Raw genomic sequence first — 25,103 nt, forward strand, 5'->3', positions numbered from 1 at the left:
TAACAGCAATGTGACACCTCCGCGCCTTTCCTTCTAGTCTTGGCGACAGACGGTTTTGCACGACCACAACCTTGGCTATTCCGGCAAACGCAGGACGCCATCTTCGTCAGTCATGGCGCGTTCGAGCAGGTCGGGCGGCAGGTTTTTACTGGCCCGCGCGCCCAACAATTTGAGCTGTTCGCTGCGGCTGACCAGATTACCGCGACCGTCCGTCAATTTGTTACGGGCCGCCGAATAAGCCTTATCAAGTTGTTGCAAGCGATTGCCGACCTCGTCCAGATCCTGAATGAACAACACGAACTTGTCGTACAGCCACCCTGCCCGCTCCGCGATTTCCCGGGCGTTCTGGCTCTGGCGCTCCTGCTTCCACAGGCTGTCGATGACCCGCAAGGTGGCAAGCAGCGTCGTCGGGCTGACAATCACGATATTGCGGTCGAACGCTTCCTGAAACAGATTGGGCTCAGCCTGCAAGGCTGCCGAAAATGCCGCTTCTATGGGCACGAACAGCAACACGAAATCCAGGCTGTGCAGCCCTTCAAGGCGCTTGTAGTCCTTGCCGGACAAGCCTTTGACATGGTTACGCAAGGACAGTACATGCTGCTTCAAGGCCGCCTGACCGATCACCTCGTCGCCCGCCGATACATATTGCTGGTAGGCCGTCAGACTGACCTTGGCGTCCACCACAACCTGCTTGTCCCCCGGCAGCATGATCAGAACATCCGGCTGGAAGCGCTCGCCGTCCGGCCCCTTGAGGCTGACCTGGGTCTGGTATTCGCGGCCTTTCTCAAGCCCGGCATGCTCCAGCACCCGCTCCAGAATCAGCTCGCCCCAGTTACCCTGGGTTTTCTGGCCCTTGAGTGCGCGAGTCAGATTGGTCGCCTCATCACTCAGGCGCAGGTTCAATTGCTGCAGACGCTCCAGCTCCTTGCCCAGGGAAAACCGCTCGCGGGCTTCGTTCTGGTAACTCTCCTCCACGCGCTTCTCGAATGACTGGATGCGCTCCTTCAGAGGATTGAGCAGTTGTCCCAACTGCTGCTGGCTGGTTTCAGCGAAACGCTGCTCACGCTCATCGAAAATCTTGCCTGCCAGTTCGGCAAACTGGGCGCGCAATTCATCACGTGAACCCTGGAGATCGTTCAAACGTTGCTGATGGCTTTCCTGCTGCTCACGCAATTCGGCATTCAAGGCTGCGCACTGGGCATCCAGACGGCGCAGCTCGTTTTCCTTGCTGGCTCGCTCAAGGTTCCAGCCATGGGCGGCATCACGACCGTTATCGCACTCCAGACGCAGCAGCTCGACTTCGCGGCGCACCGCGGCCAGGTCGGCCTGACGGGCAGCGTTGGCCTGGCTCAGGTCGCTGATCTCGTCGCGGCTGGCGTCCAGCTGGGCATTGAGGCCGTCCTGAGCCATCTGCGCCATGCTCAAGCGCTCATCGAGCAATGCCGTGTCGGCCTGCTGACGCGCCAGACGCCGCTGCAACTGCCAGACCCACGCCAGCAAAGGCAGCGCCGCCGCACCAAGCCCCAGCAACAGGCTGTTCAGGTCCAAAGCCATAACGACTCCCTACATGCCGGATCATTGCCTGCGGCATTATGAACGAAAGAAGATTCAGGAACGTCTCCGGGACAGAGACAGCGACTCAAGGCACGCATGATAGGCATTGCGGGGAAAATCGGGGGACATAACTCTACTCTCTTTTAGCGCAAGGTAAACCCTCGATATAACCGCCTGATGTGACGGGACAATCCACAGAAGCTGTGGATAACTCAGTGGACAACCCCCCTTTAACCTCCGCAAACCCATACAGAACGGGGGCTGCGCTCAAACTGACGATTTTTTCACCAGTAAAAAAAAGCGATGTTTTTCATTGACTTAATAATTCACCACAGTAAATCAAACTCTTAGGGTCGTATGTGACAGTGATGTGGCAGCTTGTGCCGCTAATGTGCACAAGTGGATTTTGCGCCCCCCGGACAAAGCGCCCGACAAGGAAAAATATTTGTAAATATCCCTTTCATTTTTCCGGATATTGCATTAGTGTTGCCGACGTTAGTACCAAGCTGAAAATCAATTCCGGTCGATAAGTCCCCCGACAAGCGCCAATCCATATGGAAGCGGTGTCGACAACAAGGGATCGACCACCTCGATGGTTTCCAGGCATGTCCTGCGCAACATGGCCCACAAAGGGCAAAGCGTAATCATGGCCTGCATTGACCAGCCTGCAATTGATCAGGATCTTCACCCCGAGCGTCGAACCTTTGCTCCTGTTGTGTTGCCTGCCCTCCTAAGTACCTACCTGTCAGCCAGGGCGCCATACGATAAAGCGCGCTTCAACTGACTGCCTTGTTCCAGTCAGGTTCTTCGCCCGGCCCGCTTCGACATTCAAGCCAGCCCGCGTTTACTGGAGCCTTTATTGATGCACGGTATTGTTCCGTGTCGTTTCAGGAAACACTTTCAATGATGACTACTCATATCCAGACTCAGGATGCCATCCGCACCCTCACCCACGCTTTCGCTCCAATGGACTGCTTGATCATGGCAGCCCGCAAAGGCTCCTTCAGCTTTACCCTCGTCAATGAACACGGTATTGCCCGCCACAGCGAACGCCTTTACCCCGATCAGTACTCCAGCGCCGAGCCGCTGCAGGCCGTGATCGAGCGGACTCGCCAGGCACTGACTGCCTGAAGCCAAAAGCCGCTGCCACGCCGAATGAAAAGCCCCGCCGTCAAAGCGGGGCTTTTTTGTTTCTGCGCGCCCCCTCTAATCGCCAACCGATCTATAGCGCCGAGTGCAAATCCTAAAACGATGTAAAACATAATTTTACAATCCAATTATGAGACTACACTTCAACTCAAGCGGCCTTGGGCTGCTTCCAGTGGGCCCTATCCGATTCACCGCTGCCACGCATCAGGGTCCGCTGGTCATTATCTAGCGAGCTGACTGTCTTATGGGTATTGCAGCCATAGAATTATGCCGTCACGTAATCCGCCCCACCCTGGTTTATCTGGATCGTCAAAACCCCTGCGCCGAATCGCTGCTTCTGGGCATTGCGGCCAGCCAGTCATCACTGGGCGATGCGCTGGGCAGCAGACGCGGACATGGCCTGTACCGCATTCCCGAGTTGCGTCACCGCCAGCTCTGGGACAATTACCTGGCCCACGATCCGGACCTCGCCAGCCGCGTGCGCGGTCTTGCCAGCCAGCATGCCTTCCTGAGCGGGCCGAATCTGGAACTGGCCGTCAACCTGCGCTACTCCACCGCCATAGCCTGGATGATGATCGAAGCGCAGAGCCTCACCCTGCCCACCGCAGACGACCCATTGGCCATGGCCAGAATCTGGCGACAGATCTTCCAGCCCCAGGGACGATTACGAGATTTCGTAACAGCCTGGCACTCGTGCGTCGCCCCTCTTTACATCTCGCAATACTCACAATTGCGGAAAAACAAAGTTCTGGAAAATTCCTGAATTCTGATCAGATTGTCCTACAAAAATAGCTCTAAATCGGGCTATCCAGCCTATAGCGCGTTCTCAAAAATGTTGGTAATTTCCGCCACGTGATCAACAAGGAGTTCTAATAATGAAAATAACGACAAAATCGATCCAAAGGACAACACTGGGCTTAGCCATCGGACTGGCGTCTTCACAACTTCTCGCCTCCGGCTTTGCGGTCAACGAGCAAAGCATCAGCGCCATGGGTACCGGTTTTGCCGGACGCTCCTCCTCCGCCGACGACGCCAGCACGGTGTTCGGCAACCCGGCCGGCATGTCCCGCCTCAAGCGCGAACAAGTCAGCGTTGGCGCAGCGGCCATCATCGCCAAGACCGATATCGACAACGGTCGCGGCACGTTCGGCGGCAGCAATGACGGCGACATGGTCCCTGTCATCGGCGTGCCCATGGGCTACTACGTCAAACCACTGGACGATCAATGGGCCGTAGGCCTGGGTGTCTACGTGCCGTTTGGCCTGGTCACCGACTATGAAAACGGCTTCGCGGGCCGCTACTGGGCCGACAAGAGCCACGTACAGGTCGTCACCTTCCAGCCGACCGTGAGCTACGCCTTCAACGACAAGGTTTCCATCGGTTTCGGCCCGACCATCAACCGCATCGAAGGCGAACTGACCTCTTCGACCCTCAACGCCGCGTCTCTGGGCACAAACGATGGCAAGGTCAAGATCAAGGGTGACGACGTCGCTCTGGGCTTCAACGTCGGCATCCTGGTCCAGGCCACCGACACCACCCGCCTGGGCCTGACCTACCACTCCAAGGTTGACTACAAGCTAGAAGGCAAGACCAAGGTCGAAGGCACCGGCTTCGGTCCCTTCAACGGCCAGAAGTACGACGCTTCGCTGGATATCAGCACCCCTGAGTCGGTGGACTTCTCCATCACCCAGCAACTGGACGAAAACTGGACCGTCTACGCAGGCAGCACCTGGACACGCTGGAGCCGCCTGAAAGACATCACCGTCAACAACAGCGGTGTTCCGGCTGGCCTGGGTGGTGCCAACGGTGCAATCGGACGTATTTCCGAAGAGCAGGACTGGCATGACACCTGGGCTCACGCCATCGGCGCTTCGTACAAGGTCAATAAAGAATGGACCTTGCGTACCGGCTATACCGTCGACCAGTCGCCTACCAACAACGTGAACCGTTCTCCACGCATTCCGACCGGTGATCGTCAGATCGTCAGCTTCGGTGCTGGCTGGACCCCGAACGACGCGATCACCATCGATGTCGCCTATTCGTACCTGTGGGAAGACGAAGCCAAGATTCGCAACGCCAGTACCTCCAAAGGTGCCTACAGCGCTGACTACAAGAACAGCGCCCACGGTATCGGTACTTCGTTGACCTATCGCTTCTGATGACACCTGACCAAGGCAGGCTGAAAAGCCTGTCTGCGGTCACAAAAAAGCCCGCGACCAGTAATGGTCGCGGGCTTTTTCGTATGGGTCACGGTTTCGAAGCGATGGCTTTCTCGATGGCTGCGATCAGATCGGGATCGTCCGGCTTGGTCATGCTGGAGAAACTGGCGACCACCTTGCCCTGGCGATCCACCACATATTTATAGAAGTTCCAGCGCGGCGCACTGCTCTGCTCGGCCAGCACCTTGAAAAGATGCGTTGCATCATCGCCCCTGACCGGCTGCGGCTCGGTCATGGTGAAGGTCACGCCGTAATTGACGTAACAGACCTTGGCGGTTTCCTCGCCATCCCCGGACTCCTGCTTGAAGTCATTGGAAGGCACACCGAGCACTTCCAGCCCTTGGGCCTTGTAGCGCTGACTCAACGCCTCAAGCCCCTTGAACTGCGGGGCAAAGCCGCAAAAGCTGGCGGTATTGACCACCACCATAGGCTTGCCGGCAAAACGCTGGCAAAGGTCGATGTTTTCCTTGCTGCGCAGCTTCGGCAATTCGCCCTGCAGCAAGGGCGGGCAATCGGCAGCCAATGCTGCGCCACTCATGGCGAGCAATAGAACAGGGACAGAAATCCAGCGTATTTTCATCAAGGCATCCCTACTACATTATTGTCTGGCCACACACGCTACTCCTTGCTGCGCCTGCACTCAACAGGCACCAAGCCCCAACTGCAAGGCAGCCAGACCGACCTGCTGCCAGGCCCACCAGAGCAATGCAAGCACCACGCTGCCGGTCAGCACCGCTGCCAGCACAGGCCAGTGCCGGTTCACGCGACGCTGCCTTGAGGTTGCAACCGGGCCACCGGCTTCTCGCGCACGGGCCAGTTCAGGGCTGCTGCCATGAGGCTGAGCAGAATGGAAACCTGCCAGATCAAATCGTAACTCCCGGTATGGTCATACACGAGCCCGCCCAGCCAGCCGCCGAGGAAAGCGCCCAATTGATGGAACAGGAAGACAATACCACCGAGCATCGACAGGTTACGCACACCGAACAACGTCGCCACCGTACCGTTGGTCAGCGGGACCGTGGACAGCCACAACAGCCCCATGGCCACGCCAAACAGATAAGCCGTCGTCTGGCTCAACGGAATCCAGAGGAACAGGACGATGACCACTGCGCGCAGCAGATAGAGGGTGACCAGCAAGCGCGGCTTGGACATACGCCCGCCCAGCCAGCCTGCGGTGTAAGTACCGAAGATATTGAACAGGCCAATGAGCGCCAGCACCGTCGTCCCGACCGTGGCCGGCAAATGCTGATCCACCAGATAAGCAGGCAAATGGACGCCGATGAACACCACCTGAAAGCCACAGACGAAAAAACCCAGCGCCAGCAGCCAGAACCCGGAATGGGAACACGCCTCGCGCAGTGCTTCACCCAGGGTCTGCTCACTGCCAAGCGAAGCGGCCGGGCTGTCCTTGAGCATGCTGACCAGCGGCAGGATCAAGGCAACCAGTAAACCCAGCACCAGCAAGGTGCTGGACCAGCCCAGCCAGCCCAGCAGCCCAAGGGTTCCCGGCAGCATGGCGAACTGGCCGAAGGAACCCGCAGCACTGGCGATCCCCATGCCCATGCTGCGTTTTTCGGCAGGCAAGGCACGGCCGACGACACCCAGAATGACCGAGAAAGAAGTGCCGGACAGACCAATGCCGATCAGGATGCCGGCACTCAGGGAAAGGCTTGCAGGAGAATCCGCCATGCTCATGCAGATCAGGCCTGCGGCATAAAGCACACCGCCGATAAACACCACTTTCGCCGCACCGAAGCGATCCGCCAGGGCTCCGGCAAACGGCTGCGCCAGCCCCCACATGAGATTCTGCAGGGCGATGGCAAAGGCAAAGACCTCGCGGCCCCAGCCGAAATCGGCGCTCATAGGGGCCAGAAACAGCCCGAAGCCATGCCGGGTACCCAAGGAAAGCGCAAGAATCAATGCACTGCCCAATAAAATCCAACCGCTGGTACGCCAGACCGATGTCATTTTTCTTATTCTCCCTGAGGCTTCACGAGTAATTTACGTGGATATACCCGCAAATAATTACAACGGGAAGTTACGCCTCGCGGGATGGAGATGTCAATGGATTACGGGTGTCATCTTTCGCGAATGAATTCGTAGCACCGGAAGGAGTCACCTGTGGGAGGGGCCTTGGCCGCGACAGCCAGTTCAGGCACTGAAAATGTGTTGCCTGTAAGCTAGTCGTCGCGGCCAAGGCCCCTCCCACAAGTGACAGGTGTGCCTTAACTGATAGGCATTACCCGGTAGAATCGGGCGACGCTCCGCTCATTCGCGAAAAACCAACACCACAACCAACAAAACCACCACCTCCAGCAACTCCAGCAAAGCCCCCGCCGTATCACCGGTCGTGCCGCCCAACCGACGCAGCATCAACTTGCGCAACCAGAAGAAACCGGCAGTGGCCGCAACCACCGCAATCAATCCGGCCCAACCGCCCAGCAACACACAAGCGCCCGCGCTGATCAGCAAGACCCACTGCCCGGTACGACGAGGCAAATGATCGGCCAACGCCTGCCCCAGACCGCCCGCACGCACATAAGGCGTGCCGAGAAACAACCCAAGCATGGCGCTGCGCCCGATCAGTGGAGCCAGTAACAAGGCGATGCTGTTGTGGCTTTCGATCAAGGCAAGGATCGCGGTGAACTTGAGCAGCAGGATCAGCACCAGCGTCACCACGGCGATAGGGCCGCTGCGTGGGTCCTTCATGATGCTCAGGGTTCGCTCTCGGTCGCCAAAGCCGCCCAGCCAGGCATCGGCGCTGTCCGCCAGACCGTCCAGGTGCAGACCGCCGCTCAGCAGCACCCAGGCGGTCAGCAGCAAGGCCGCATGCAGCATCACGGGCGAACCTTCGAGCACCCGGTTCAGCGCCATCAACAGCACGCCGAACAGCACGCCGACCAATGGATAGAACAGCAGCGAGCGTCCCAATTCCTGAGGCTGCGGCATACCCGGCAGCCGAACCGGCAGGCTGCTGAGAAATTGCAGGGCAATCCAGAACGGCAGCATCTCAGTTCTCCGTCAGCACGCCACCGGCGGCGACCTTGATGGACAGCAGCGCGCCGTGACCGACCGTCACCTGCAACAACTGTTCGCGAGGCAGGCCCCGGGCCTGAGCCAGCAACAGGCGCATTACCCCGCCGTGGCTGACCAGCAACACTCGCTCGCCGGCATGGCGTTGCTGCAAGCCTTGCACAGCGCCCAATACTCGCTCGGAGAAATCCGTCACCCGCTCGCCATTGGGCGGCGTAAAAGCGTAGGGATCTTCCCAGAACAGCCCCAGCCCTTCGGCATCGGTTTCCATCAATTGCGCCGCGCTATGCCCTTCCCAATCGCCGAAGTGCAGCTCCTGCAAGCCAGGCTCGACATGCAGCGGCAGCGCCAGCTTTGCGGCCAGTTCTTCGGAGAAACGCGCACAACGCTGCAAGGGCGAGGTGTAAATCCGGTCCCACGGCTCTGCTTGCGCCACGGCCTCGCGCATCTGCTCCCAGCCTGTTGCGGTCAGGGCATCGTCCAGGCTGCCGCGCAGGCCGCCGCCCAGTTCGGTTTCACCGTGGCGCAACAGATCCAGATGCAATGTCATGCCGGACGATCCGCCACTGCCGCTTCGGCAAAGGTCGCCATGCCGTTATGCAGCTCACAGGCAAGCCGCACCAGAGGCACTGCCAGGGCTGCACCACTGCCCTCGCCCAGGCGCAGGCCCAGGTCCAGCAGAGGTTCGGCCTGCAAGGCTTCCAGCAGATGCCGATGCCCAGGCTCGGCGCCACGATGGCCGAACAACAGCCAGTCGCGACAGGACGGGTTAAGACGCACCGCCACCAAGGCAGCCACGCTGCAAATGAAACCATCCACCAGTACCGCGATGCCTTCCTGGGCACAGGCCAGATAGGCGCCCACCAGTGCAGCGATCTCGAAACCGCCCAGGCAGAACAGACTTTGCAACGGGTCACCCGCCTGATCCGCATGCAAGGCCAGGGCACGCTCGATGACTTCGCTCTTGTGTCGCATACCGTCGGCGTTCAGACCGGTGCCGGGGCCGACCAACAATTGCGCCGCGCACTCCAGCAACGAACAGGCGACCGCACTGGCTGCCGTGGTGTTGCCGATCCCCATCTCGCCGCCGATAAACAGCTCGGCGCCCGCCGCCTTGGCGCGCAGCACGCTGTCACGTCCGGCCTGCATGGCCGCCAGTCCTTGCTCGGCGGTCATGGCCGGGCCCTGGGTGAAGTCGGCGGTGCCTGCTCCGATGCGCAAATGGCGCACACCGGGGAAATCCACTGGCGACACGGTGCCCAGATCGACCACATCCAGCTTCGCCGACAACTGCCGGGCCAGCACGCTGATCGCAGCGCCGCCATTGACGAAGTTATGCAGCATCTGCCCGGTCACTTCCTGCGGATAGGCCGAGACGCCCTGGGCAACGACGCCATGATCGCCAGCAAAAATCGCGATCCACAGCTGATCGGCCTTGGGTTTGATGCGTCCCTGCAAACCTGCGAGCTGAACCGCCAGCCGCTCCAGTTGCGCCAGCGAACCGGCCGGTTTGGTCAATTGCTGCTGACGGGCCAGCGCAGCTTCGCGCATCGGCACATCCACAGCCTGAGCGGGCTTGAGCCACCAGGAATTACTCATAATGCGGGTCCTTTCAAAGTCAGAGGCAAGCCGGCAACGGTCAACACCACACGCTGGCAACGCTCGGCCAGGGCTTGATGCAACAGCCCGGCTTCATCGACATAGCGGCGGGTCAGCTCACCCATCGGCACGACGCCCAGCCCGGTTTCGTTACTGACAAAAATGATTTCACCCGGCAGTTCGCCCAGGCATTCCAGCAGCGCCTCGTGCTCCTGAGCCAGGCGCTCGGGGTCATCGAGCATCAGCAGGTTGGTCAGCCACAGCGTCAGGCAATCCACCAGCAGGCAGTGCCCGCTTGCAGCGTTTTCTCGCAGGACACGCGCCAGTTCGACAGGTTCTTCGACCAGCCCCCAACTGTCGGGACGACGCTGACGGTGAGTCGCCACCCGCTGGTTCATCTCGCCGTCCAGCGGCTGGCTGGTGGCGATATAAATGACGCTCAACCCCGACTCCGCCGCCAGCCTTTCAGCCAGGCGACTCTTGCCGGAGCGGGCACCACCCAGGATCAATTGCAGCATTTCACTTCACCTCCAGGCCGCACAGCTCGCGCAACAGCGGGCCATCGAGGTGCTTTTCCACCAGATCGGCCAGACGCTCGATATCCCGCTCCCGCAGCCCGTGATAATCCACTTGCTGCACATCCTGCAAACCCGCCCAGCGCAACAGCGCGCTACAGGCGGCAGGCGACTCGAACAGGCCATGCAGGTAAGTACCCAGAATCTGCCCATCAGCACTTTGCGCACCGTCACAACGGCCATCGTCCAGATGCACGGCAGCGTTTTCCAGAGCCGCGCCGCTGGTCACGCCCGCATGAATTTCATAGCCGCAGACTTCTGCCTCCTCCAGCGCCAGACGCCCGCGCACATTTCGCAGTTGCTTCTCGGCTTCCAGTACCGTGCTCATGTCCAGCAAACCCAGACCGGGGCTGGAGCCCGGCGCGCCCTCCAGGCCAAGAGGATCATGCATTTGCTGACCCAACATCTGCAGGCCGCCGCAAATACCCAGCAGCTTGCCGCCATAGCGCAGATGCCGGGCAATGGCCGTCTCCCAGCCGTTGGCGCGCAGGTACGTCAGGTCGCTGCGCACGCTTTTCGAGCCCGGCAGGATGATCAGATCGGCAGGCGGCACCGCCTGACCGGGGCCGATGAATTGCAGATTGACCTGCGGGTGCAGGCGCAGCGGATCGAAATCGGTGTGGTTGCTGATGCGCGGCAGCACCGGCACCACGACATTGAGCACCCGCTCGACCTTGTCGGTCTGGCGTCGATCCAGACCGTCTTCGGCTTCCAGATGCAGATCCATCACATACGGCAGCACGCCCACCACCGGCTTGCCAGTACGGGCTTCGAGCCAGTCCAGCCCCGGTTGCAACAGCGCGATGTCACCACGAAAACGGTTGATGACAAAACCCTTCACTCGCGCCTGCTCGCTGGGCGACAGCAACTCCAGCGTGCCCACCAGATGCGCGAACACACCGCCGCGATTGATATCGGCCACCAGCAGCACCGGGCAATCCACGGCTTCGGCAAACCCCATGTTGGCGATGTCGTTGGCGCGCAGATTGATCTCGGCAGGCGAACCGGCACCCTCGACCATGATCACCGGGTACGTCTCGCCCAGGCGCCGATGGGACTCCAGCACCGCCTGCATGGCGATTTCCTTGTAGCCGTGATACGCCACGGCATTCATGGTGGTCACAGCGCGGCCATGAATGATGACCTGAGCGCCGGTATCGCTATTGGGCTTGAGCAGCACCGGATTCATGTCGGTATGAGGCTCCAGCCCGCAAGCCTGAGCCTGCACGGCCTGGGCCCGACCGATTTCGCCGCCGTCCGCCGTCACCGCACTGTTGAGCGCCATGTTCTGCGGCTTGAACGGCACCACCTTGACGCCCTGGCGGGTCAGCCAGCGGCAGAGCGCGGTCACCAGCGTACTTTTGCCGGCATCGGACGTCGTGCCTTGTACCATCAACGTGGTCATGGGGTTTCCTTGCGGTATTCGAGCAGTACATGTTCCAGACGCGACCAGTCGGCCTCTTCGCAAGGCAAGCCAAAGCGCAGACTGCTGACCGCCCCCTGACCCTCGAACAGACGCAGCAAGACACCGCGCCGGGCGCAGAAGTCATGCAGGGCCGGTGCCTGCTCGGTGACCACCCACTGAAACAGCGCGCAGCCGCCTTGTGGGCTCAGGCCGTGATTGCTCAGCAATGCCACCAGACGCTCACTGGCCTGATCGCAACGCTGGCGCTGGCGGGCATGGCCTTCAAGGTCTGCGAGACACGCCTGCCCCAGAATCCGTGTCGGCCCGCTGACCGACCACGGGCCGATTTCTGCCGCCAGTGCCTTGAGCAGGCCCGGCTCCGCCAGCACGAAGCCCAATCGCACGCCGGCCAGACCAAAGAACTTGCCGAACGAACGCAACACGATCAGGCCGACGCGCCCGGTTTCGGCCGCCAGACTGGTGTCCGGCGTGTTGTCCATGAAAGCCTCATCAACCACCAGCCAGCCGCCGCGTTCGGCCAGACGGGCGTGCCATTCCAGCAAGCGCTCCGGGGTCAGGTGCAGGCCCGTGGGATTGTTGGGGTTGACCACCACCAACACGTCGAGGCTGTCCAGGAAGTAATCCACTTCCTGTTCCTGCACTTCACGCACCAGAAATCCGCTTTTGCGCCAGGCATGGGCGTGCTCGGCATAGCAAGGCGACAGGACGCCGACCCGACAGGCGCTGCGCACACGAGGCAAGGCCTGGATCGCAGCTTGCGAACCCGGCACCGGTAAGAGTTGAGGTACGCCGTAATAGGCGCAGGCGGCAGCTTCCAGGCCGTCGTCGGTTTCCGGCAGACGCGCCCAGGCCTGTGCAGGAATCTCCGGAATCGGCCATGCCCAGGGCGCAATACCGGTGGACAGGTCCAGCCAGTCAGCACGGTCGATGCCGTAATGCTGCGCTGCCGCCCTCAGGCGACCACCGTGCTCAAGCATAGAACTCGGCCCCCACGCACAAGACCAGCAGCCACAGCCAGACGCCTCTTTGCACCAGTTGCCAGCCACGATCGATGGCATCCGCATCGGCGGGCACGCCTTCGCCCAGTTGCGGGCGCTGATGCAGTTCGCCGTGATAGATCGCCGCGCCACCCAGCTCGACACCCAGGGCACCGGCCCCAGCGGCCATGACCGGACCGGCATTGGGGCTGTCCCAGGTCGGCCCTTGAGTGCGCCAGCAACGCAGAGACAGGCGAGTCTTGCCCAGCAGCGCGTAGGTCAGGGCCACCAGACGCGCAGGAATGTAGTTGAGCAAGTCGTCAATTTTCGCCGCCGCCCAGCCAAAGCGCTCGAAACGCTCGTTGCGATAACCCCACATGGCATCCAGCGTGTTGCTCAGTCGATACAGCACCACACCGGGCGCACCGGCCACCGCAAACCAGAACAGCGCGGCAAACACCGCATCGCTGCCGTTTTCCAGTACCGATTCGGTGGCGGCACGGGCGACTTCTGTTTCGTCCAGTTCGGTGGTCTGGCGGCTGACCAGATAACCGACCCGCCGCCGCGCTTCATCCAGATTGCCCGAGCGCAGGGCCTGGGCCACCGGTTCCACATGCTCGCCCAGGCTGCGCAGCCCCAGCGCGCAATACAGCGCCAGAATCTCCACCAGCCAGCCGACATAGGGCAGCCAACTGAGGATGGTTGCCAGCAGCGTCAAGGGCACCACAGCCAGAAACCAGGCTGTGACCCCATGACTGCGCCAGCCACGTCCGCCGGAATTGAAACGCTGCTCGATACGGTCAGCCAGACGACCGAACGCCACCAGCGGATGTGAGCGTTTCGGCTCGCCGAGCAACGCATCCAGCGCTACTCCGGCAACGCTCAACAGCGCCACACTCATGGACTCACTCCCCATTGATTCTCATACAGCAATTCATTGAGTGGACGCGCTTGCGCCCAGCCTTCCAGCACCAGCATCGGTGCCGGGTAAAACTCTTCCACCGGCCCCAGGCACAGGATCGCCAGGGGTTTTGCGCCTTCGGGCATGCCCAGCAGACTGGCCAGCGCCTGAGGATCGAACAGCGACACCCATCCCATGCCCAACCCTTCGGCACGGGAGGCCAGCCACAGGTTCTGGATCGCACAGGACAAGGACGCCATGTCCATTTCCGGCAAGGTCCGACGACCGAAAATATGCTTTTCCCGATCGTCCATCAGCGCGGCCACCAACACTTCGGCGCAATCGCTGATGCCCTCGACCTTGAGCTTCATGAACTCATCGGCACGCTCGCCCAGGGCTTCGGCAGTACGCACCCGCTCTTCTTCCACCTGGGCCTGCATGTGCGCCCGCAATGCCGGGTCGCTGATGCGGATGAAACGCCAGGGCTGCATCAGGCCGACACTGGGCGCCTGATGCGCTGCTTCAAGCAAACGCGCAAGCAGTTCGGGTGCCACGCTGCCGCCACTGAAGTGACGCATGTCGCGGCGCTCGGCAATGGCCCGATAGACCGCGGCCCGCTCCTGGGGACTGAACGCCTGATCGGTCATGGTGTGAACAGCGCCGCAACCGCCTGAGGATTGGAAGGGAAATAGAAGTGCACGTAGGAAGCCGTCAGGCGCCCATCGCGATACACCGCCTCCGCGCCTCGTCCGCCATTGGGGCTGACGCCACGGGCAATGGGCTGTAACTCGGTGCTGGTCAGGGAATGGTGATACGTGTGCCCGCGCAACGAGCCTTCAGGCAGTTCGACCACTTGCAGGGCCAGGGCCGCCAGACGTTTTTGCATGACCGCCTCGCCACTGAGCAGACCCACCAACTCGGCACGCTGCCCTTCGACATCGGTCAAGGCGTCGAGCAGGTACAGCATGCCGCCGCATTCGGCCAGTATCGGCTTGCCTGCCAGATGATGGGCATGAATCGCCTCCAGCATCGGCGTGTTTTCAGCCAGCGCTGCATGATGAAGCTCGGGATAACCGCCCGGCAGGTACAGGCTGTCAGCCTCGGGCAAGTGGCTATCGCGGATCGGCGAGAAAAACGACAGCTCCGCACCCATGGCCCGCAGCAGATCCAGGCTTGCCCCGTAGGCAAAGGCAAAGGCCTCGTCACGGGCGATGGCGATACGCACACCGGCCAGCAGAGGTTCGGCAGGCACCGGGTCAGGCGCATTGAAGGTCACGGCAGGCGGCAAGAGCACGTCGCAGGTGCTGGCCAGCGCATCGGCGGCAGCGTCCAGGCGCAGGTCCAGATCGTTGAGTTCACTGGCCTGCACCAAGCCCAGATGACGGCTCGGCAATTCGATACCGGTTTCACGAGAGAGCGCGCCATACCAGCGCAGGCCTTCCGTCAGGCTGCCTTCGAGCAACTGCGCATGACGTACGGTGCCGACCCGGTTGGCCAGCACTCCGGCGAACGGCAGGTCCGGCTGATAACGCGCCAACCCCAGGGCCAGCGCTCCGAAAGTCTGGGCCATGGCCGTGCCATCGATCACACCCAGCACCGGAACGCCGAAGTGGCGGGCCAGATCGGCACTCGATGGCGTACCGTCGAACAGCCCCATGACGCCCTCGATCAGGATCAGGTCCGCCTCGGCGGCGGCTTCCCACAGCAGGCGTCGGCTTTCATCGGCGCCCACCATCCACAGATCCAGCTGGTAAACCGGCGCGCCGCTGGCCCGCTCCAGAATCATCGGGTCCAGAAAATCAGGCCCGCACTTGAACACCCGGACCTTGCGGCCCTGGTTACGGTGCAGGCGTGCCAGCGCAGCGGTGACCGTGGTCTTGCCCTGCCCGGAGGCGGGCGCGGCAATCAATACTGCCGGGCAATGACGCGGCGCTCTCATACAGGGTTACTCACAACTCGATGCCTTTTTGCGCACGGATTCCGGCCTGGAACGCATGCTTGACCACGCCGATCTCGGAAACGGTATCGGACAGGTCGATCAATTCGGGTTTGGCGCCACGGCCGGTCACCACCACATGCTGCATCGGTGGCCGGGCCTGCAAGTCGCTCAGTACTTGCTCCAGATCCAGATAGCCATGCTTGAGGGCGATATTCAGCTCATCGAGGATCACCAGACCGATGCCGGGGTCACGGAGCATTTCACGGGACACTTCCCAGGCGGCTTCGGCGGCGGCGATATCACGCTGGCGGTCCTGGGTTTCCCAGGTGAACCCCTCGCCCATCACGTGGTAACGCACCTGCTCGGGGAAACGCCGGAAGAACAGCTCTTCACCGGTGCTGTTGCGGCCCTTGATGAACTGCACCACGCCACACTGCATGTCGTGGCCCATGGCCCGGGCGAGCATGCCGAATGCCGAGCTGCTCTTGCCCTTGCCATTACCGGTCAGCACCAGCAGCAGGCCACACTCGTTGGGAGCGCTGGCAATGCGCTCGTCCATTACCGCCTTCTTGCGCTGCATGCGCGCCAGATGACGTTCGTCACGTTCGGGGGATTCGTTCATCTCAGCTCTCCGCTTGAGGGCACGCGAAAGCAGACGGAAGGACAGCATCAGGCAGCACGGCAAAGCCCTGCGCAGAGCATCGCCCGCCGTGATGCTGTTGAGTGGATCAGGCCGGTCTCCGGGCTCATGAGCAGGCATCTGCCTGATCTGCGCGCCTTCCCGTGTCCTGGGACACAGTGGCATCGAGCGCAGTCTTGACTCATTTACCGTTGCGGGGGCAGCGCCGGGATCGGAGTTGTAGTGCGTCCTCACCGGCTTCCCTGTTTCACTCTGCCAATCGAGGATTGCAAAGCACCTGAAACAAGCGGCGAAGGGTAGAGGGTTGGGCTGGGAGCGTCAATCGACACAAGAGGATTGAACCTCGACAGTTCAGGTCCCTCCTATCTTTATCTGGCCACTGACCGTTATGGAGATCGGCATGTTCACACTCAGACCCCGGCTTGCCTTGCTGCTTCTGGTTGCAGGAGGCCTCACAGCCTGCGGCGAGTCTTCGACACTGCAAGTCTCGGATGGCACCGGCCCTTCGCCCAGACTGCCCGAACCGAACAAGACCCTGATCCCCACCGTCAACATCGCCCCTGCCGTAGGTTGGGAAAAGAATGCAAAACCGGTTGCCGCACCCGGCACCCAGGTCGCCGCCTTTGCCGAAGGGCTGGATCACCCGCGCTGGCTGTACGTGCTGCCCAATGGCGACGTGCTGGTCGCGGAAACCAATTCACCGCCCAAACCTGACGACGCCAAAGGCGTGCGCGGCTGGGTCATGGAAAAAGTCATGGGCCGCGCCGGAGCCGGTGTGCCCAGCGCCAACCGCATCACCCTGCTGCGCGACAAGGACCACGACGGCGTGGCCGAAACCCGCACGGTCTTCCTGCAAAACCTCAATTCGCCGTTCGGCATGACCCTGGTGGGCAACAAGCTCTACGTGGCCGATACCGACCGCCTGATCAGTTTCCCTTATGAAACCGGCCAGACCTCCATCAGCGCCCAGGCCACCAAAGTCGTCGACTTGCCTGGCGGGACGCTGAATCACCACTGGACCAAGAACGTGATTGCCAGCAAGGACGGCAGCAAGCTGTACGTGACGGTCGGTTCCAACAGCAACGTTGGCGAAAACGGCATGGATCAGGAAGAAGGTCGCGCCGCGATCTGGGAAGTGGACGCTGCCACCGGCCAGCACCGGATTTTCGCATCGGGCCTGCGCAACCCCAATGGCATGGACTGGGAGCCCAATACCGGCAAGTTGTGGACTGCCGTCAACGAGCGTGACGAGATCGGCAGCGACTTGGTGCCCGACTACGTGACCTCTGTGCAGGATGGCGGTTTCTATGGCTGGCCTTACAGCTACTACGGCCAGCATGTGGATGAGCGGGTCAAACCGCAGAAACCGGAACTGGTCGCCAAGGCCATATCCCCCGATTACGCCGTCGGCCCGCACACCGCATCTCTGGGTCTGGTGTTCGCCGACGGCAAGACGCTTGCGGCCCCCTTCAACGAAGGCCTGTTCATTGGCCAGCACGGCTCATGGAACCGCAAGCCCCACAGCGGCTATAAAGTGGTGTTCATCCCCTTCAGCGGCGGCAAACCCAATGGCGCACCTGTGGATGTGCTGACCGGCTTCCTGAGCGCAGACGAAAAAGCCCAGGGTCGCCCGGTGGGGGTGGTCAATGACCAGCATGGCGGATTGTTGGTCGCGGATGATGTGGGCAACAAGATCTGGCGGGTGACGTCAGCCAAGTAATCCACACCCCGGTAGGAGCGAATTTATTCGCGAAGAGGCATTTCGCGAATAAATTCGCTCCTACTTCGCTGGGGTTAATTATGCAGTTGTGCGTTCTGAGCGAGGTTCGAAGGCTGGATGACGCGCTTGGCGTTGAGGTAGGACTTCTGCCAATAAGGCTTGTCCAGGCTGTCCAGTTTCACCGTGCCACCGGTTGCCGGTGCATGAACGAAGCGGCCTTCGCCGACGTAAATACCCGCATGGGAAACCTGCGAGCCACCGGAAGTGGCGAAGAACACCAGATCACCGGATTGCAGCTGTTCACGCCCGACATTCGGCGCGCCCATCACAATCATGTCGCGGGTCGAGCGCGGCAACGAGATACCCGCCGCGTCACGATAGACATAGCCGATCAGACCACTGCAGTCGAAACCCGAATCCGGTGTATTGCCGCCCCAGCGATAAGGCGTGCCAACCAGCCCGAGCGCACGAAACAGTACGTCTTCGGCAGCCTGGGAAAGAATTTGCGGGGGAGCAGAAAGCACCGGGCGCTGAACGACACGGGGCTGAGGAGGTGGCGAGCTGGCACATGCACCCAGCAACGCAGCGATGGAAATGACCGCCAGACGTAACGTAATCGACATAACCACAACAACCTGATCTGGATGCGGCCAACACTGCCGAGAAGCTGAAAATGCAGACAGGCTCATGCCTGTCTGCGCACTACATCATTTATGGCGCTTGAGTGTAGTCGATGTCATGGCAGTGGTCTGCACAGGCTCGCTGGAAGGAGCCATTGCCAGAGCACGCTTGGCCTCGATGAACGTCTTGCTCCAGTAGGCGTCATCGAGACTGTCGATGCGCACACCACCACTACGGCGGCTGCTGGAATGGATGAACTGATCGTCACCCAGGTAAATGGCTGCATGGCTCACACGACCGCGACCACGGGTGCTGAAGAACAGCAGGTCACCGGGCTTGAGGTCATTGCGCGACACCAGAGGCGCATTCACGTTGATCATTTCGCGAGTGGAACGCGGCAGGCTCATGCCAGCCTCTTCACGAAACAGATAACCGATGAAACCGCTGCAATCGAAACCCGAAGTGGTCGAAGAACCACCGAAACGGTAGCGAGTCCCGATCAGGGATTTGCCACGCTCCAGGATGCTATCGGCCAGAACCGGCAACTGGTAAGGCTTGTTGTCAGCAAAACCGGCCAGTTCTTCTTCGGTGGCGAGTTCTTCCTGCAACATGGCTGCATCTGCACGGCGAGCCGGAGATTGCGAGCTGATCGAATTCTGGTACTGCGGTTGTTGCTCTTGAGAAACCGGTAAATTGGCAGAGCAACCAAACAAAAAAGTAACGAGTGCGAGTGGCACGAGGGGTGCGAAGCGTACTACTTGCATGGGCACGACCGTGGCTGAACTGTTAAGAAGGCGAGACTATGCCCGCTATCAAGATGATTTGCAAATTCAATCGAATCAGATGTGACTTATGAGTTTTTCCATGACATGTGCTGCCCGGCACTGCAGAAAAACGTCCATCCCGGCGCTGTGATCGGTAGGCGCCGGATTGATTTCTGCCGTGAAGCCCCCGCAAATACGAGTGCGCAACACGGGTTCGTGGATGTAGGGGAAGCTGGCGGTGGTGCCGATACTCAACACCGCATCAAAGCCTTTTGCCATCTCTTCATAGAGTGTTTCAAGAGCTTTCTCGGGCAACATCTCCTGAAACAGCACGACGGACGGTCGCAAAACGCCACTACATTTCCGGCACAGAGGCGGCAAAGGTCGCAGCAGGTGCTCACTCAGATGAGGATCATTTTCGCCGCAGGACTGGCAAAGCAGTGGAGCCATTTGCCCATGGATCTCGATCAGGCGTTCCGGCGGGCTGCCAGCGGCACGATGATAGCCATCGACGTTCTGGGTCAGCACCCAGCATTCGGGCTTCATCCGCTGCAACTGGGAAATGGCGTAATGCGCGGCATTGGGCTGGCCGCCCAGGCAGGCCTTGCCCAGTTCGGCAATGTATTTCCAGCACAGCTCTGGATCACGGCGCAGCATCGGCCCGGACAACGCCACCTCAATGGGCAGGCCGTCATCGGTCTTGCCATTATAAAGACCGCCTACACCGCGATAGGTAGGCAGACCCGAATCCGCCGAAAGCCCCGCACCGGTAATCACCAGGATCCGCTGTGCATGGCGCAATGCTGCCGCCGTCTGCATCAGCAAGGCCTGATCTACCAACCCAGGGTTTCCTTGAGGAAGGGAATGGTCAGCTTGCGCTTTTCCTGAAGGGAGGCCTGATCCAGACGCTCAAGCAACTCGAACAAAGCGTTCATGCTGCGGGTGCCACGGGTAAGAATGAAATGCCCGACTTCATCGGTCAGGTGCAGACCGCGACGGGAAGCGCGCAGTTGCAGGGCGCGCAGTTTGTCTTCATCGGACAGCGGACGCATCTGGAACACCAGCGCCATGGTCAGGCGAGACTTGAGGTCCGGTAACTTGACCGGCAGTTCGCGAGGCGACTGAGAAGCCGCGATCAACAGGCGACGCCCGCTGTCACGCAAACGATTGAACAGATGAAACAGCGCCTCTTCCCATTCTGGCTTGCCCACCACAGCTTGCAGGTCATCCAGGCAGACCAGCTCGTACTGCTCAAGGTGATCGAACAGCTCGACGCCTTCATCGATGACTTCGGCCAGTGGCAGGTAAACAGAAGGCTCACCCATCTGCTCGAAACGAAGGCAAGCCGCCTGCAGCAAGTGCGTGCGCCCTACCCCATCCTTGCCCCACAGATAAATCAGGCTTTCCGTCCACCCCGCGTCAGCCTCGCACAGGCGCTCGACATAGCCGAGAGCCGCAGCATTGGCGCCGGGATAGTAATTGATGAAAGTGGCGTCATCACGCAGACGGACACTCAGGGGCAGCTGAATCGGTTTCATGCTGACGGGCACGGTTCAGGCGAACCGTTAGGGGCCTCTGGGAAAGTGCGCAAAGTTTATACCCGTGGCGTCGACGGCACAATGCGCCATACCCCAAGCAAAATCAAAGACTTGCGCTTTGGCAGCGCAAACCTTCGCCAACAGGGCCTGGGCTGCCCTGCTGGCGAAAACGTCTGAACACAGAATTCAGACACGCTGCAAAGCCCTATAGATCAGGGTCTTCCATGCCGCTGTAGACTTCAGAACCTTTATAAAGATCATGCAGATGGCGCAACAAGACCATGATCACGGCCGCCACCGGCAGCGCCAGCAGAATGCCGGTGAAACCGAACAGTTCGCCGCCCGCCAGGATCGCGAAGATCACCGCCACCGGATGCAGACCGATGCGGTCGCCCACCAGCAACGGCGTCAGCACCATGCCTTCGAGCATCTGGCCGATCATGAACACGGCGACGATGCCCAGCAGCGGATACAACTCACCGCCGAACTGGAACAGACCGGCCACCAGCGCCGCACCAATACCGATCACGAACCCCATATAAGGCACGATGGCAGCCAGCCCGGCGATCACGCCGATCAGCAGACCCAGCTCCAGGCCCACCAGCATCAGACCGGCGGCGTAGATCACGCCCAGACCGACCATCACCAGCAACTGGCCACGAATGAACGCGCCGAGCACTTCATGACATTCGCCCGCCAGTTTCACCACCTGGTCTTCACGATGGCGCGGCAGCAGGCCGCGAACCTTGCCGGTCATCAAGTCCCAGTCGCGCAGCAGGTAGAAACACACCACCGGGATCAGCACCAGATTGGTCAGCCAGCCGATCAGCGCAAGGCTCGACGCCGTGGCCTGGGACAGCACCACGCTGACGATATCCCCGGCCTGCCCCATATGCTCGGAAAGCGCGGTCTTGAGCTTGTCGAATTTCCAGAACCCGTCAGACAGACCGAACTTGGCCTGCACCCACGGCAAGGCCGTATGTTGCAGCCAGTCGAGAATCTGCGGCGCCAGCTCATAAAGGCGGAACAACTGTTTGGCCAGCATCGGCACCAGCACCAGCAGCAAGGCCATCAGCACCAGCGTGAACAAACCGAATACCGCCACTACGCCCAGGGTTCTCGACATGCCGAGTCTTTCCAGGCGATCCACCAGGGGATCGCCCATGTAGGCCAGCAGCAGCGCTACCAGAAAAGGCATCAGGATCGGATGCAGCATGAATATGAACACAGCCAGCAGGGCAATCCCGGCAGGCAAGTACCAACGCTTTGTATCAGTCATCAATGACCCCAACCCCAAGAGAAAACGTAATCCGGCACGCTTTGCCGGACTACCAGCGGAAATACAGTTGCGGTGCAGACACCGGGACAATCATTGGCGCATCCGCTGCAGGAGCCGGTGAGGCGGCGGCATCGACTGGCGCTGCTGGCGGCGGTGTAGCGGCTGCTGCTTCGCTGGCAGGCACTTCCTGCAATTTTGCCAGGGACAATTGCGAGCGTAGCTGCTCCGGGCTGCTCGTGACTTCAAATGTCACGCGATCAGCCTCGACCGACTTGAGGCGGGCGCCGAAAGGCTCGAGCAGATTGAGCAATTGCGCGTAACGCTCCAGATTCATGCCCTGCACCTGGAAGACCAGACCGGTGGACGCGCCGGGCTTTGCCGCAAAACGCGGAGCCAGCCGCTGGCTCACCGCCAGGAGAATGGAATCGGCCAGCGCTTCGGGGTTGGCACCCGTGGCGCTGCCCTGCTCGCGCTGATCGCCCAGCCACAGGCGCCATTTGCCCTGCCACTGCCCGGCTTCTTCCTTGGCGTGCACGGCGAGAATCGCGTCGGCGCCATAACGCTCGGAAACCTCTTTCAAAGGCGCAACATCGTTGCTTTCAAGGTTCTGCGCAGTACCGACACCTTGCTCACTCAGGTCAGCCAGTGGCAGGCGCAAAGGCAGGCCACGGTGCTGAGCGGCACGGCGCAGCGGTTCGGCAGCAGCCTGTCCGTCACCCACAAGATTGGAGCCTTCAGTGGAATCCAGCAGCCACCAGCCCAGGATCGATGGACGATTGCTGCCCCAGATCGCAAGACCGGCCTGACGCAGGGAGCGGTCGGTGGTGGCCGGATCGAAATCCACCAGCAGGGTTTCAGGCGGCCCGGCTTCATAACCGTACTGGCTGATGATCTGTTGCGGATCCTTGCGCAACCCGGCCAGGGCCGAGCCCTGGGCCGCCTTGGCATCGCCGGTCAGGCGCACCACCAGGGTTTCCAGAGCCGCCTGAGTGGCGCGAGTACGCTCATCGGGCGACTGGCCACTGACGGTTTCACGGACTTGATACAAATTGCTCACGGTCTCGGCAAGGCCGGGCAGGCTGAACAGGGAAAGGCAGCCGACGAAAAGGAATCTAGAAAAACGCATGGACAGTTCCCGAACGGAAAAACGGTATTGAAGACCGTATGAAGGTGTTCAACATGCCTCAGACAGCAGGTCGTTGCCAATCATTCACATTAAATTACAGCTTATTAAGGAAGACCTGCGTCGCCCGCGCAGATTTTATTTTTACCTGATAACCCCCTGCCCGTCGGCCCAAGGATGGCTCACGGGCAGCAAGCCTGATAAAATCGCGCGCCTTCGCAGACTGGCGATGGTGGCGGCCCGAACGGCACTGTGCGAAAGCACAACCCTGAACCGGCCCCGCCGCAGCGGTCGATACCCCCGACTCCCCCCTAAAGGCCTGGATTTTTATGAGCAAGCAACCCTCCCTGAGCTACAAAGACGCCGGTGTAGACATCGACGCCGGTGAAGCATTGGTCGAACGCATCAAGAGCGTCGCCAAGCGCACCAAGCGTCCGGAAGTCATGGGCGGCCTGGGAGGTTTCGGCGCCCTCTGCGAAATCCCGGCCGGCTACAAGCAACCGGTTCTGGTTTCCGGCACCGACGGCGTCGGCACCAAGCTGCGTCTGGCCCTGAACCTGAACAAGCACGACAGCATCGGCATCGACCTGGTCGCCATGTGCGTCAACGACCTGGTGGTCTGTGGCGCAGAGCCGCTGTTCTTCCTCGACTACTACGCCACCGGCAAACTCAACGTCGACACCGCGGCCCAGGTCGTGACCGGTATCGGCGCTGGCTGTGAACTGGCCGGCTGCTCGCTGGTTGGCGGCGAAACCGCTGAAATGCCTGGCATGTACGAAGGCGAAGACTACGACCTGGCCGGTTTCTGCGTCGGCGTCGTGGAAAAGGCCGACATCATCGACGGCTCGAAAGTGGCTGCCGGTGACGCCCTGCTCGCCCTGCCATCGTCCGGCCCGCACTCCAACGGTTACTCGCTGATCCGCAAGATCATCGAAGTCGCCGGTGCCGATATCGAAAACATCCAGCTGGACGGCAAACCTCTGACCGAACTGCTGATGGCCCCGACCCGCATCTACGTCAAGCCGCTGCTCAAGCTGATCAAGGAAACCGGCGCGGTCAAGGCCATGGCCCACATCACCGGTGGCGGCCTGCTGGACAACATCCCGCGTGTACTGCCAGCAGGCGCACAAGCCGTGGTCGACGTCGCCAGCTGGCAGCGTCCGGCAGTATTCGACTGGCTGCAGCAGCAAGGCAACGTTGAAGAAAACGAAATGCACCGCGTCCTGAACTGCGGCGTCGGCATGGTGATCTGCGTTGCCCAGGAGCACGTTGAAACCGCCCTGAACGTACTGCGCGAAGCAGGCGAGCAACCTTGGGTCATCGGCCAGATCGCTACCGCCGCCGAAGGTGCAGCACAAGTCGAGCTGAAAAACCTCAAGGCGCATTGATGTCTGCCACCTGCGATGTCGTGGTGCTGCTGTCCGGCACCGGTGGCAACCTGCAAGCCATGATCGACAGCTTCAAGGACGGGGCCAGCCCCGTCCGCATCCGCGCCGTCATTTCCAACCGGGAAGACGCATTCGGACTGCAACGTGCCAGAGACGCAGGTATCGAAGCCTGCGTTCTTGATCACAAGGCATACGAAGGCCGCGAGGCCTTCGATAGCGCCCTGATGAAACTGATCGACACCTTCGAGCCACAACTCGTGGTACTGGCCGGATTCATGCGCATCCTGACGGCGGACTTCGTTCGTCACTATCAGGGTCGCCTGCTCAATATCCACCCTTCCCTGCTGCCTCGCTACAAAGGCCTGCATACTCACCAGCGTGCGCTTGAAGCCGGAGATACCGAACACGGCTGCAGCGTGCACTTCGTCACCGAGGAACTCGATGGCGGGCCACTGGTCGTACAGGCTGTGATTTCAGTAGAGTTGCAGGACTCGCCAGCCACACTTGCGCAACGGGTCCACGCACAAGAGCATCGGATCTACCCGCTGGCCATACGCTGGTTCGCCGAAGGCCGATTGCGTCTTGGCGATGAGGGTTCATTACTGGATGGCAAGTTACTTCCGCCCACCGGACACTTGATTCAAGACTAGGAGATACC

At 60.7% G+C, this 25,103-nt stretch carries 26 protein-coding genes and 1 riboswitch; of the genes, 6 read left to right on the forward strand and 20 right to left on the reverse strand.

The features are described from left to right. Positions 1–75 precede the first annotated feature (75 nt). Complete coding sequence (gene rmuC / locus KQP88_RS17875) at positions 76–1,440, reverse strand: DNA recombination protein RmuC (protein ID WP_216705990.1); 1,365 nt, start codon at positions 1,438–1,440, stop codon at positions 76–78. Between the two features lie 1,020 nt (positions 1,441–2,460). On the opposite strand from rmuC, the gene KQP88_RS17880 reads away from it, so the two are divergent. The 3 genes from KQP88_RS17880 to KQP88_RS17890 all read left to right on the forward strand — a co-directional run bounded on the left by KQP88_RS17880 (position 2,461) and on the right by KQP88_RS17890 (position 4,862). Further along, the gene (locus KQP88_RS17880) at positions 2,461–2,685 is read left to right on the forward strand and encodes a hypothetical protein (protein ID WP_200992889.1); all 225 of its coding nucleotides are present in this window, start codon (positions 2,461–2,463) and stop codon (positions 2,683–2,685) included. 262 nt (positions 2,686–2,947) lie between these two features. Beyond that, positions 2,948–3,466 (forward strand): hypothetical protein, encoded by a 519-nt coding sequence (locus KQP88_RS17885; protein WP_200992628.1) that lies wholly within the window; start codon positions 2,948–2,950, stop codon positions 3,464–3,466. Positions 3,467–3,578: 112 nt separating this feature from the next. Continuing rightward, entirely contained in the window at positions 3,579–4,862 is a 1,284-nt protein-coding gene (locus KQP88_RS17890) for an OmpP1/FadL family transporter (protein ID WP_216703788.1), read from the forward strand. Between the two features lie 88 nt (positions 4,863–4,950). On the opposite strand, the gene KQP88_RS17895 is transcribed toward KQP88_RS17890, so the two are convergent. From KQP88_RS17895 to cobO, 13 genes are all read right to left on the reverse strand, one after another. Beyond that, positions 4,951–5,502 carry a glutathione peroxidase gene (locus KQP88_RS17895; protein ID WP_216703789.1) on the reverse strand — a complete coding sequence of 184 codons (552 nt, stop codon included), beginning with the start codon at positions 5,500–5,502 and terminating at the stop codon, positions 4,951–4,953. Between the two features lie 60 nt (positions 5,503–5,562). Beyond that, positions 5,563–5,685: a hypothetical protein gene (locus KQP88_RS25395; RefSeq protein ID WP_260406087.1), complete on the reverse strand. Its 123-nt coding sequence runs from the start codon at positions 5,683–5,685 to the stop codon at positions 5,563–5,565. Continuing rightward, the gene (locus KQP88_RS17900) at positions 5,682–6,890 is read right to left on the reverse strand and encodes an MFS transporter (RefSeq protein ID WP_200992631.1); all 1,209 of its coding nucleotides are present in this window, start codon (positions 6,888–6,890) and stop codon (positions 5,682–5,684) included. Before KQP88_RS17900 ends, KQP88_RS25395 begins: the two co-directional genes overlap by 4 nt. Before the next feature lie 300 nt (positions 6,891–7,190). Then, entirely contained in the window at positions 7,191–7,931 is a 741-nt protein-coding gene (locus KQP88_RS17905; protein ID WP_216703790.1) for an adenosylcobinamide-GDP ribazoletransferase, read from the reverse strand. Between the two features lies 1 nt (position 7,932). After that, a complete protein-coding gene (cobC, locus tag KQP88_RS17910; protein WP_216703791.1) occupies positions 7,933–8,505 on the reverse strand; it encodes an alpha-ribazole phosphatase family protein in 573 nt (190 codons plus the stop codon). Then, positions 8,502–9,554 carry a nicotinate-nucleotide--dimethylbenzimidazole phosphoribosyltransferase gene (gene cobT / locus KQP88_RS17915; protein WP_216703792.1) on the reverse strand — a complete coding sequence of 351 codons (1,053 nt, stop codon included), beginning with the start codon at positions 9,552–9,554 and terminating at the stop codon, positions 8,502–8,504. The genes cobC and cobT overlap by 4 nt, the downstream gene beginning before the upstream one ends. Continuing rightward, complete coding sequence (gene cobU, locus KQP88_RS17920) at positions 9,551–10,072, reverse strand: bifunctional adenosylcobinamide kinase/adenosylcobinamide-phosphate guanylyltransferase (protein ID WP_216703793.1); 522 nt, start codon at positions 10,070–10,072, stop codon at positions 9,551–9,553. The genes cobT and cobU overlap by 4 nt, the downstream gene beginning before the upstream one ends. A 1-nt stretch (position 10,073) precedes the next feature. Then, a complete protein-coding gene (locus KQP88_RS17925) occupies positions 10,074–11,534 on the reverse strand; it encodes a cobyric acid synthase (RefSeq protein ID WP_216703794.1) in 1,461 nt (486 codons plus the stop codon). Further along, complete coding sequence (cobD, locus tag KQP88_RS17930; RefSeq protein ID WP_216703795.1) at positions 11,531–12,532, reverse strand: threonine-phosphate decarboxylase CobD; 1,002 nt, start codon at positions 12,530–12,532, stop codon at positions 11,531–11,533. The genes KQP88_RS17925 and cobD overlap by 4 nt, the downstream gene beginning before the upstream one ends. Next, a complete protein-coding gene (gene cbiB, locus KQP88_RS17935) occupies positions 12,525–13,433 on the reverse strand; it encodes an adenosylcobinamide-phosphate synthase CbiB (RefSeq protein ID WP_200992638.1) in 909 nt (302 codons plus the stop codon). Before cbiB ends, cobD begins: the two co-directional genes overlap by 8 nt. After that, positions 13,430–14,080 (reverse strand): 5,6-dimethylbenzimidazole synthase, encoded by a 651-nt coding sequence (bluB, locus tag KQP88_RS17940; protein WP_200992639.1) that lies wholly within the window; start codon positions 14,078–14,080, stop codon positions 13,430–13,432. The genes cbiB and bluB overlap by 4 nt, the downstream gene beginning before the upstream one ends. Continuing rightward, entirely contained in the window at positions 14,077–15,372 is a 1,296-nt protein-coding gene (locus tag KQP88_RS17945) for a cobyrinate a,c-diamide synthase (RefSeq protein ID WP_216703796.1), read from the reverse strand. Before KQP88_RS17945 ends, bluB begins: the two co-directional genes overlap by 4 nt. Positions 15,373–15,382: 10 nt before the next feature. Further along, the gene (gene cobO / locus KQP88_RS17950; RefSeq protein WP_117163990.1) at positions 15,383–15,994 is read right to left on the reverse strand and encodes a cob(I)yrinic acid a,c-diamide adenosyltransferase; all 612 of its coding nucleotides are present in this window, start codon (positions 15,992–15,994) and stop codon (positions 15,383–15,385) included. A gap of 92 nt (positions 15,995–16,086) precedes the next feature. After that, a riboswitch (cobalamin riboswitch) is annotated at positions 16,087–16,308 on the reverse strand. A 104-nt stretch (positions 16,309–16,412) separates the two neighbouring features. Between cobO and KQP88_RS17955 the strand changes: the two genes are divergently transcribed. Continuing rightward, complete coding sequence (locus tag KQP88_RS17955; protein ID WP_216703797.1) at positions 16,413–17,732, forward strand: PQQ-dependent sugar dehydrogenase; 1,320 nt, start codon at positions 16,413–16,415, stop codon at positions 17,730–17,732. A 74-nt stretch (positions 17,733–17,806) separates the two neighbouring features. On the opposite strand, the gene KQP88_RS17960 is transcribed toward KQP88_RS17955, so the two are convergent. From KQP88_RS17960 to KQP88_RS17985, 6 genes are all read right to left on the reverse strand, one after another. Next, the gene (locus KQP88_RS17960) at positions 17,807–18,355 is read right to left on the reverse strand and encodes a C40 family peptidase (protein ID WP_200992642.1); all 549 of its coding nucleotides are present in this window, start codon (positions 18,353–18,355) and stop codon (positions 17,807–17,809) included. 84 nt (positions 18,356–18,439) lie between these two features. Beyond that, positions 18,440–19,117 (reverse strand): C40 family peptidase, encoded by a 678-nt coding sequence (locus tag KQP88_RS17965; protein ID WP_025261328.1) that lies wholly within the window; start codon positions 19,115–19,117, stop codon positions 18,440–18,442. A gap of 75 nt (positions 19,118–19,192) precedes the next feature. Next, a complete protein-coding gene (locus KQP88_RS17970; RefSeq protein ID WP_216703798.1) occupies positions 19,193–19,957 on the reverse strand; it encodes an NAD-dependent deacylase in 765 nt (254 codons plus the stop codon). Beyond that, on the reverse strand, positions 19,951–20,655 hold the full coding sequence (gene hda / locus KQP88_RS17975; RefSeq protein WP_025261330.1) for a DnaA regulatory inactivator Hda: 705 nt from the start codon (positions 20,653–20,655) through the stop codon (positions 19,951–19,953). Before hda ends, KQP88_RS17970 begins: the two co-directional genes overlap by 7 nt. Positions 20,656–20,860: 205 nt before the next feature. Further along, positions 20,861–21,934: an AI-2E family transporter gene (locus tag KQP88_RS17980; RefSeq protein WP_200992643.1), complete on the reverse strand. Its 1,074-nt coding sequence runs from the start codon at positions 21,932–21,934 to the stop codon at positions 20,861–20,863. Positions 21,935–21,983: 49 nt separating this feature from the next. Continuing rightward, positions 21,984–23,060 carry a DUF2066 domain-containing protein gene (locus KQP88_RS17985; RefSeq protein ID WP_200992644.1) on the reverse strand — a complete coding sequence of 359 codons (1,077 nt, stop codon included), beginning with the start codon at positions 23,058–23,060 and terminating at the stop codon, positions 21,984–21,986. A gap of 326 nt (positions 23,061–23,386) precedes the next feature. On the opposite strand from KQP88_RS17985, the gene purM reads away from it, so the two are divergent. After that, the gene (purM, locus tag KQP88_RS17990) at positions 23,387–24,445 is read left to right on the forward strand and encodes a phosphoribosylformylglycinamidine cyclo-ligase (RefSeq protein WP_025261333.1); all 1,059 of its coding nucleotides are present in this window, start codon (positions 23,387–23,389) and stop codon (positions 24,443–24,445) included. Continuing rightward, on the forward strand, positions 24,445–25,095 hold the full coding sequence (gene purN / locus KQP88_RS17995) for a phosphoribosylglycinamide formyltransferase (protein WP_200992645.1): 651 nt from the start codon (positions 24,445–24,447) through the stop codon (positions 25,093–25,095). The genes purM and purN overlap by 1 nt, the downstream gene beginning before the upstream one ends. The last annotated feature ends 8 nt before the right edge of the window (positions 25,096–25,103 follow it).

This window comes from Pseudomonas lijiangensis (assembly GCF_018968705.1).
GTDB classification, from domain to species: domain Bacteria; phylum Pseudomonadota; class Gammaproteobacteria; order Pseudomonadales; family Pseudomonadaceae; genus Aquipseudomonas; species Aquipseudomonas lijiangensis.

What these genes read in the sequence shown, in the direction of transcription:
- KQP88_RS17880 (WP_200992889.1), top strand. Translation starts at nt 2,461, where the DNA reads ATGACTACTCATATCCAGACTCAGGATGCCATCCGCACCCTCACCCAC.
- KQP88_RS17885 (WP_200992628.1), top strand. Translation starts at nt 2,948, where the DNA reads ATGGGTATTGCAGCCATAGAATTATGCCGTCACGTAATCCGCCCCACC.
- KQP88_RS17890 (WP_216703788.1), top strand. Translation starts at nt 3,579, where the DNA reads ATGAAAATAACGACAAAATCGATCCAAAGGACAACACTGGGCTTAGCC.
- KQP88_RS17895 (WP_216703789.1), bottom strand. Translation starts at nt 5,502, where the DNA reads ATGAAAATACGCTGGATTTCTGTCCCTGTTCTATTGCTCGCCATGAGT.
- KQP88_RS17900 (WP_200992631.1), bottom strand. Translation starts at nt 6,890, where the DNA reads ATGACATCGGTCTGGCGTACCAGCGGTTGGATTTTATTGGGCAGTGCA.
- KQP88_RS17905 (WP_216703790.1), bottom strand. Translation starts at nt 7,931, where the DNA reads ATGCTGCCGTTCTGGATTGCCCTGCAATTTCTCAGCAGCCTGCCGGTT.
- cobC (WP_216703791.1), bottom strand. Translation starts at nt 8,505, where the DNA reads ATGACATTGCATCTGGATCTGTTGCGCCACGGTGAAACCGAACTGGGC.
- cobT (WP_216703792.1), bottom strand. Translation starts at nt 9,554, where the DNA reads ATGAGTAATTCCTGGTGGCTCAAGCCCGCTCAGGCTGTGGATGTGCCG.
- cobU (WP_216703793.1), bottom strand. Translation starts at nt 10,072, where the DNA reads ATGCTGCAATTGATCCTGGGTGGTGCCCGCTCCGGCAAGAGTCGCCTG.
- KQP88_RS17925 (WP_216703794.1), bottom strand. Translation starts at nt 11,534, where the DNA reads ATGACCACGTTGATGGTACAAGGCACGACGTCCGATGCCGGCAAAAGT.
- cobD (WP_216703795.1), bottom strand. Translation starts at nt 12,532, where the DNA reads ATGCTTGAGCACGGTGGTCGCCTGAGGGCGGCAGCGCAGCATTACGGC.
- cbiB (WP_200992638.1), bottom strand. Translation starts at nt 13,433, where the DNA reads ATGAGTGTGGCGCTGTTGAGCGTTGCCGGAGTAGCGCTGGATGCGTTG.
- bluB (WP_200992639.1), bottom strand. Translation starts at nt 14,080, where the DNA reads ATGACCGATCAGGCGTTCAGTCCCCAGGAGCGGGCCGCGGTCTATCGG.
- KQP88_RS17945 (WP_216703796.1), bottom strand. Translation starts at nt 15,372, where the DNA reads ATGAGAGCGCCGCGTCATTGCCCGGCAGTATTGATTGCCGCGCCCGCC.
- cobO (WP_117163990.1), bottom strand. Translation starts at nt 15,994, where the DNA reads ATGAACGAATCCCCCGAACGTGACGAACGTCATCTGGCGCGCATGCAG.
- KQP88_RS17955 (WP_216703797.1), top strand. Translation starts at nt 16,413, where the DNA reads ATGTTCACACTCAGACCCCGGCTTGCCTTGCTGCTTCTGGTTGCAGGA.
- KQP88_RS17960 (WP_200992642.1), bottom strand. Translation starts at nt 18,355, where the DNA reads ATGTCGATTACGTTACGTCTGGCGGTCATTTCCATCGCTGCGTTGCTG.
- KQP88_RS17965 (WP_025261328.1), bottom strand. Translation starts at nt 19,117, where the DNA reads ATGCAAGTAGTACGCTTCGCACCCCTCGTGCCACTCGCACTCGTTACT.
- hda (WP_025261330.1), bottom strand. Translation starts at nt 20,655, where the DNA reads ATGAAACCGATTCAGCTGCCCCTGAGTGTCCGTCTGCGTGATGACGCC.
- KQP88_RS17980 (WP_200992643.1), bottom strand. Translation starts at nt 21,934, where the DNA reads ATGACTGATACAAAGCGTTGGTACTTGCCTGCCGGGATTGCCCTGCTG.
- KQP88_RS17985 (WP_200992644.1), bottom strand. Translation starts at nt 23,060, where the DNA reads ATGCGTTTTTCTAGATTCCTTTTCGTCGGCTGCCTTTCCCTGTTCAGC.
- purM (WP_025261333.1), top strand. Translation starts at nt 23,387, where the DNA reads ATGAGCAAGCAACCCTCCCTGAGCTACAAAGACGCCGGTGTAGACATC.
- purN (WP_200992645.1), top strand. Translation starts at nt 24,445, where the DNA reads ATGTCTGCCACCTGCGATGTCGTGGTGCTGCTGTCCGGCACCGGTGGC.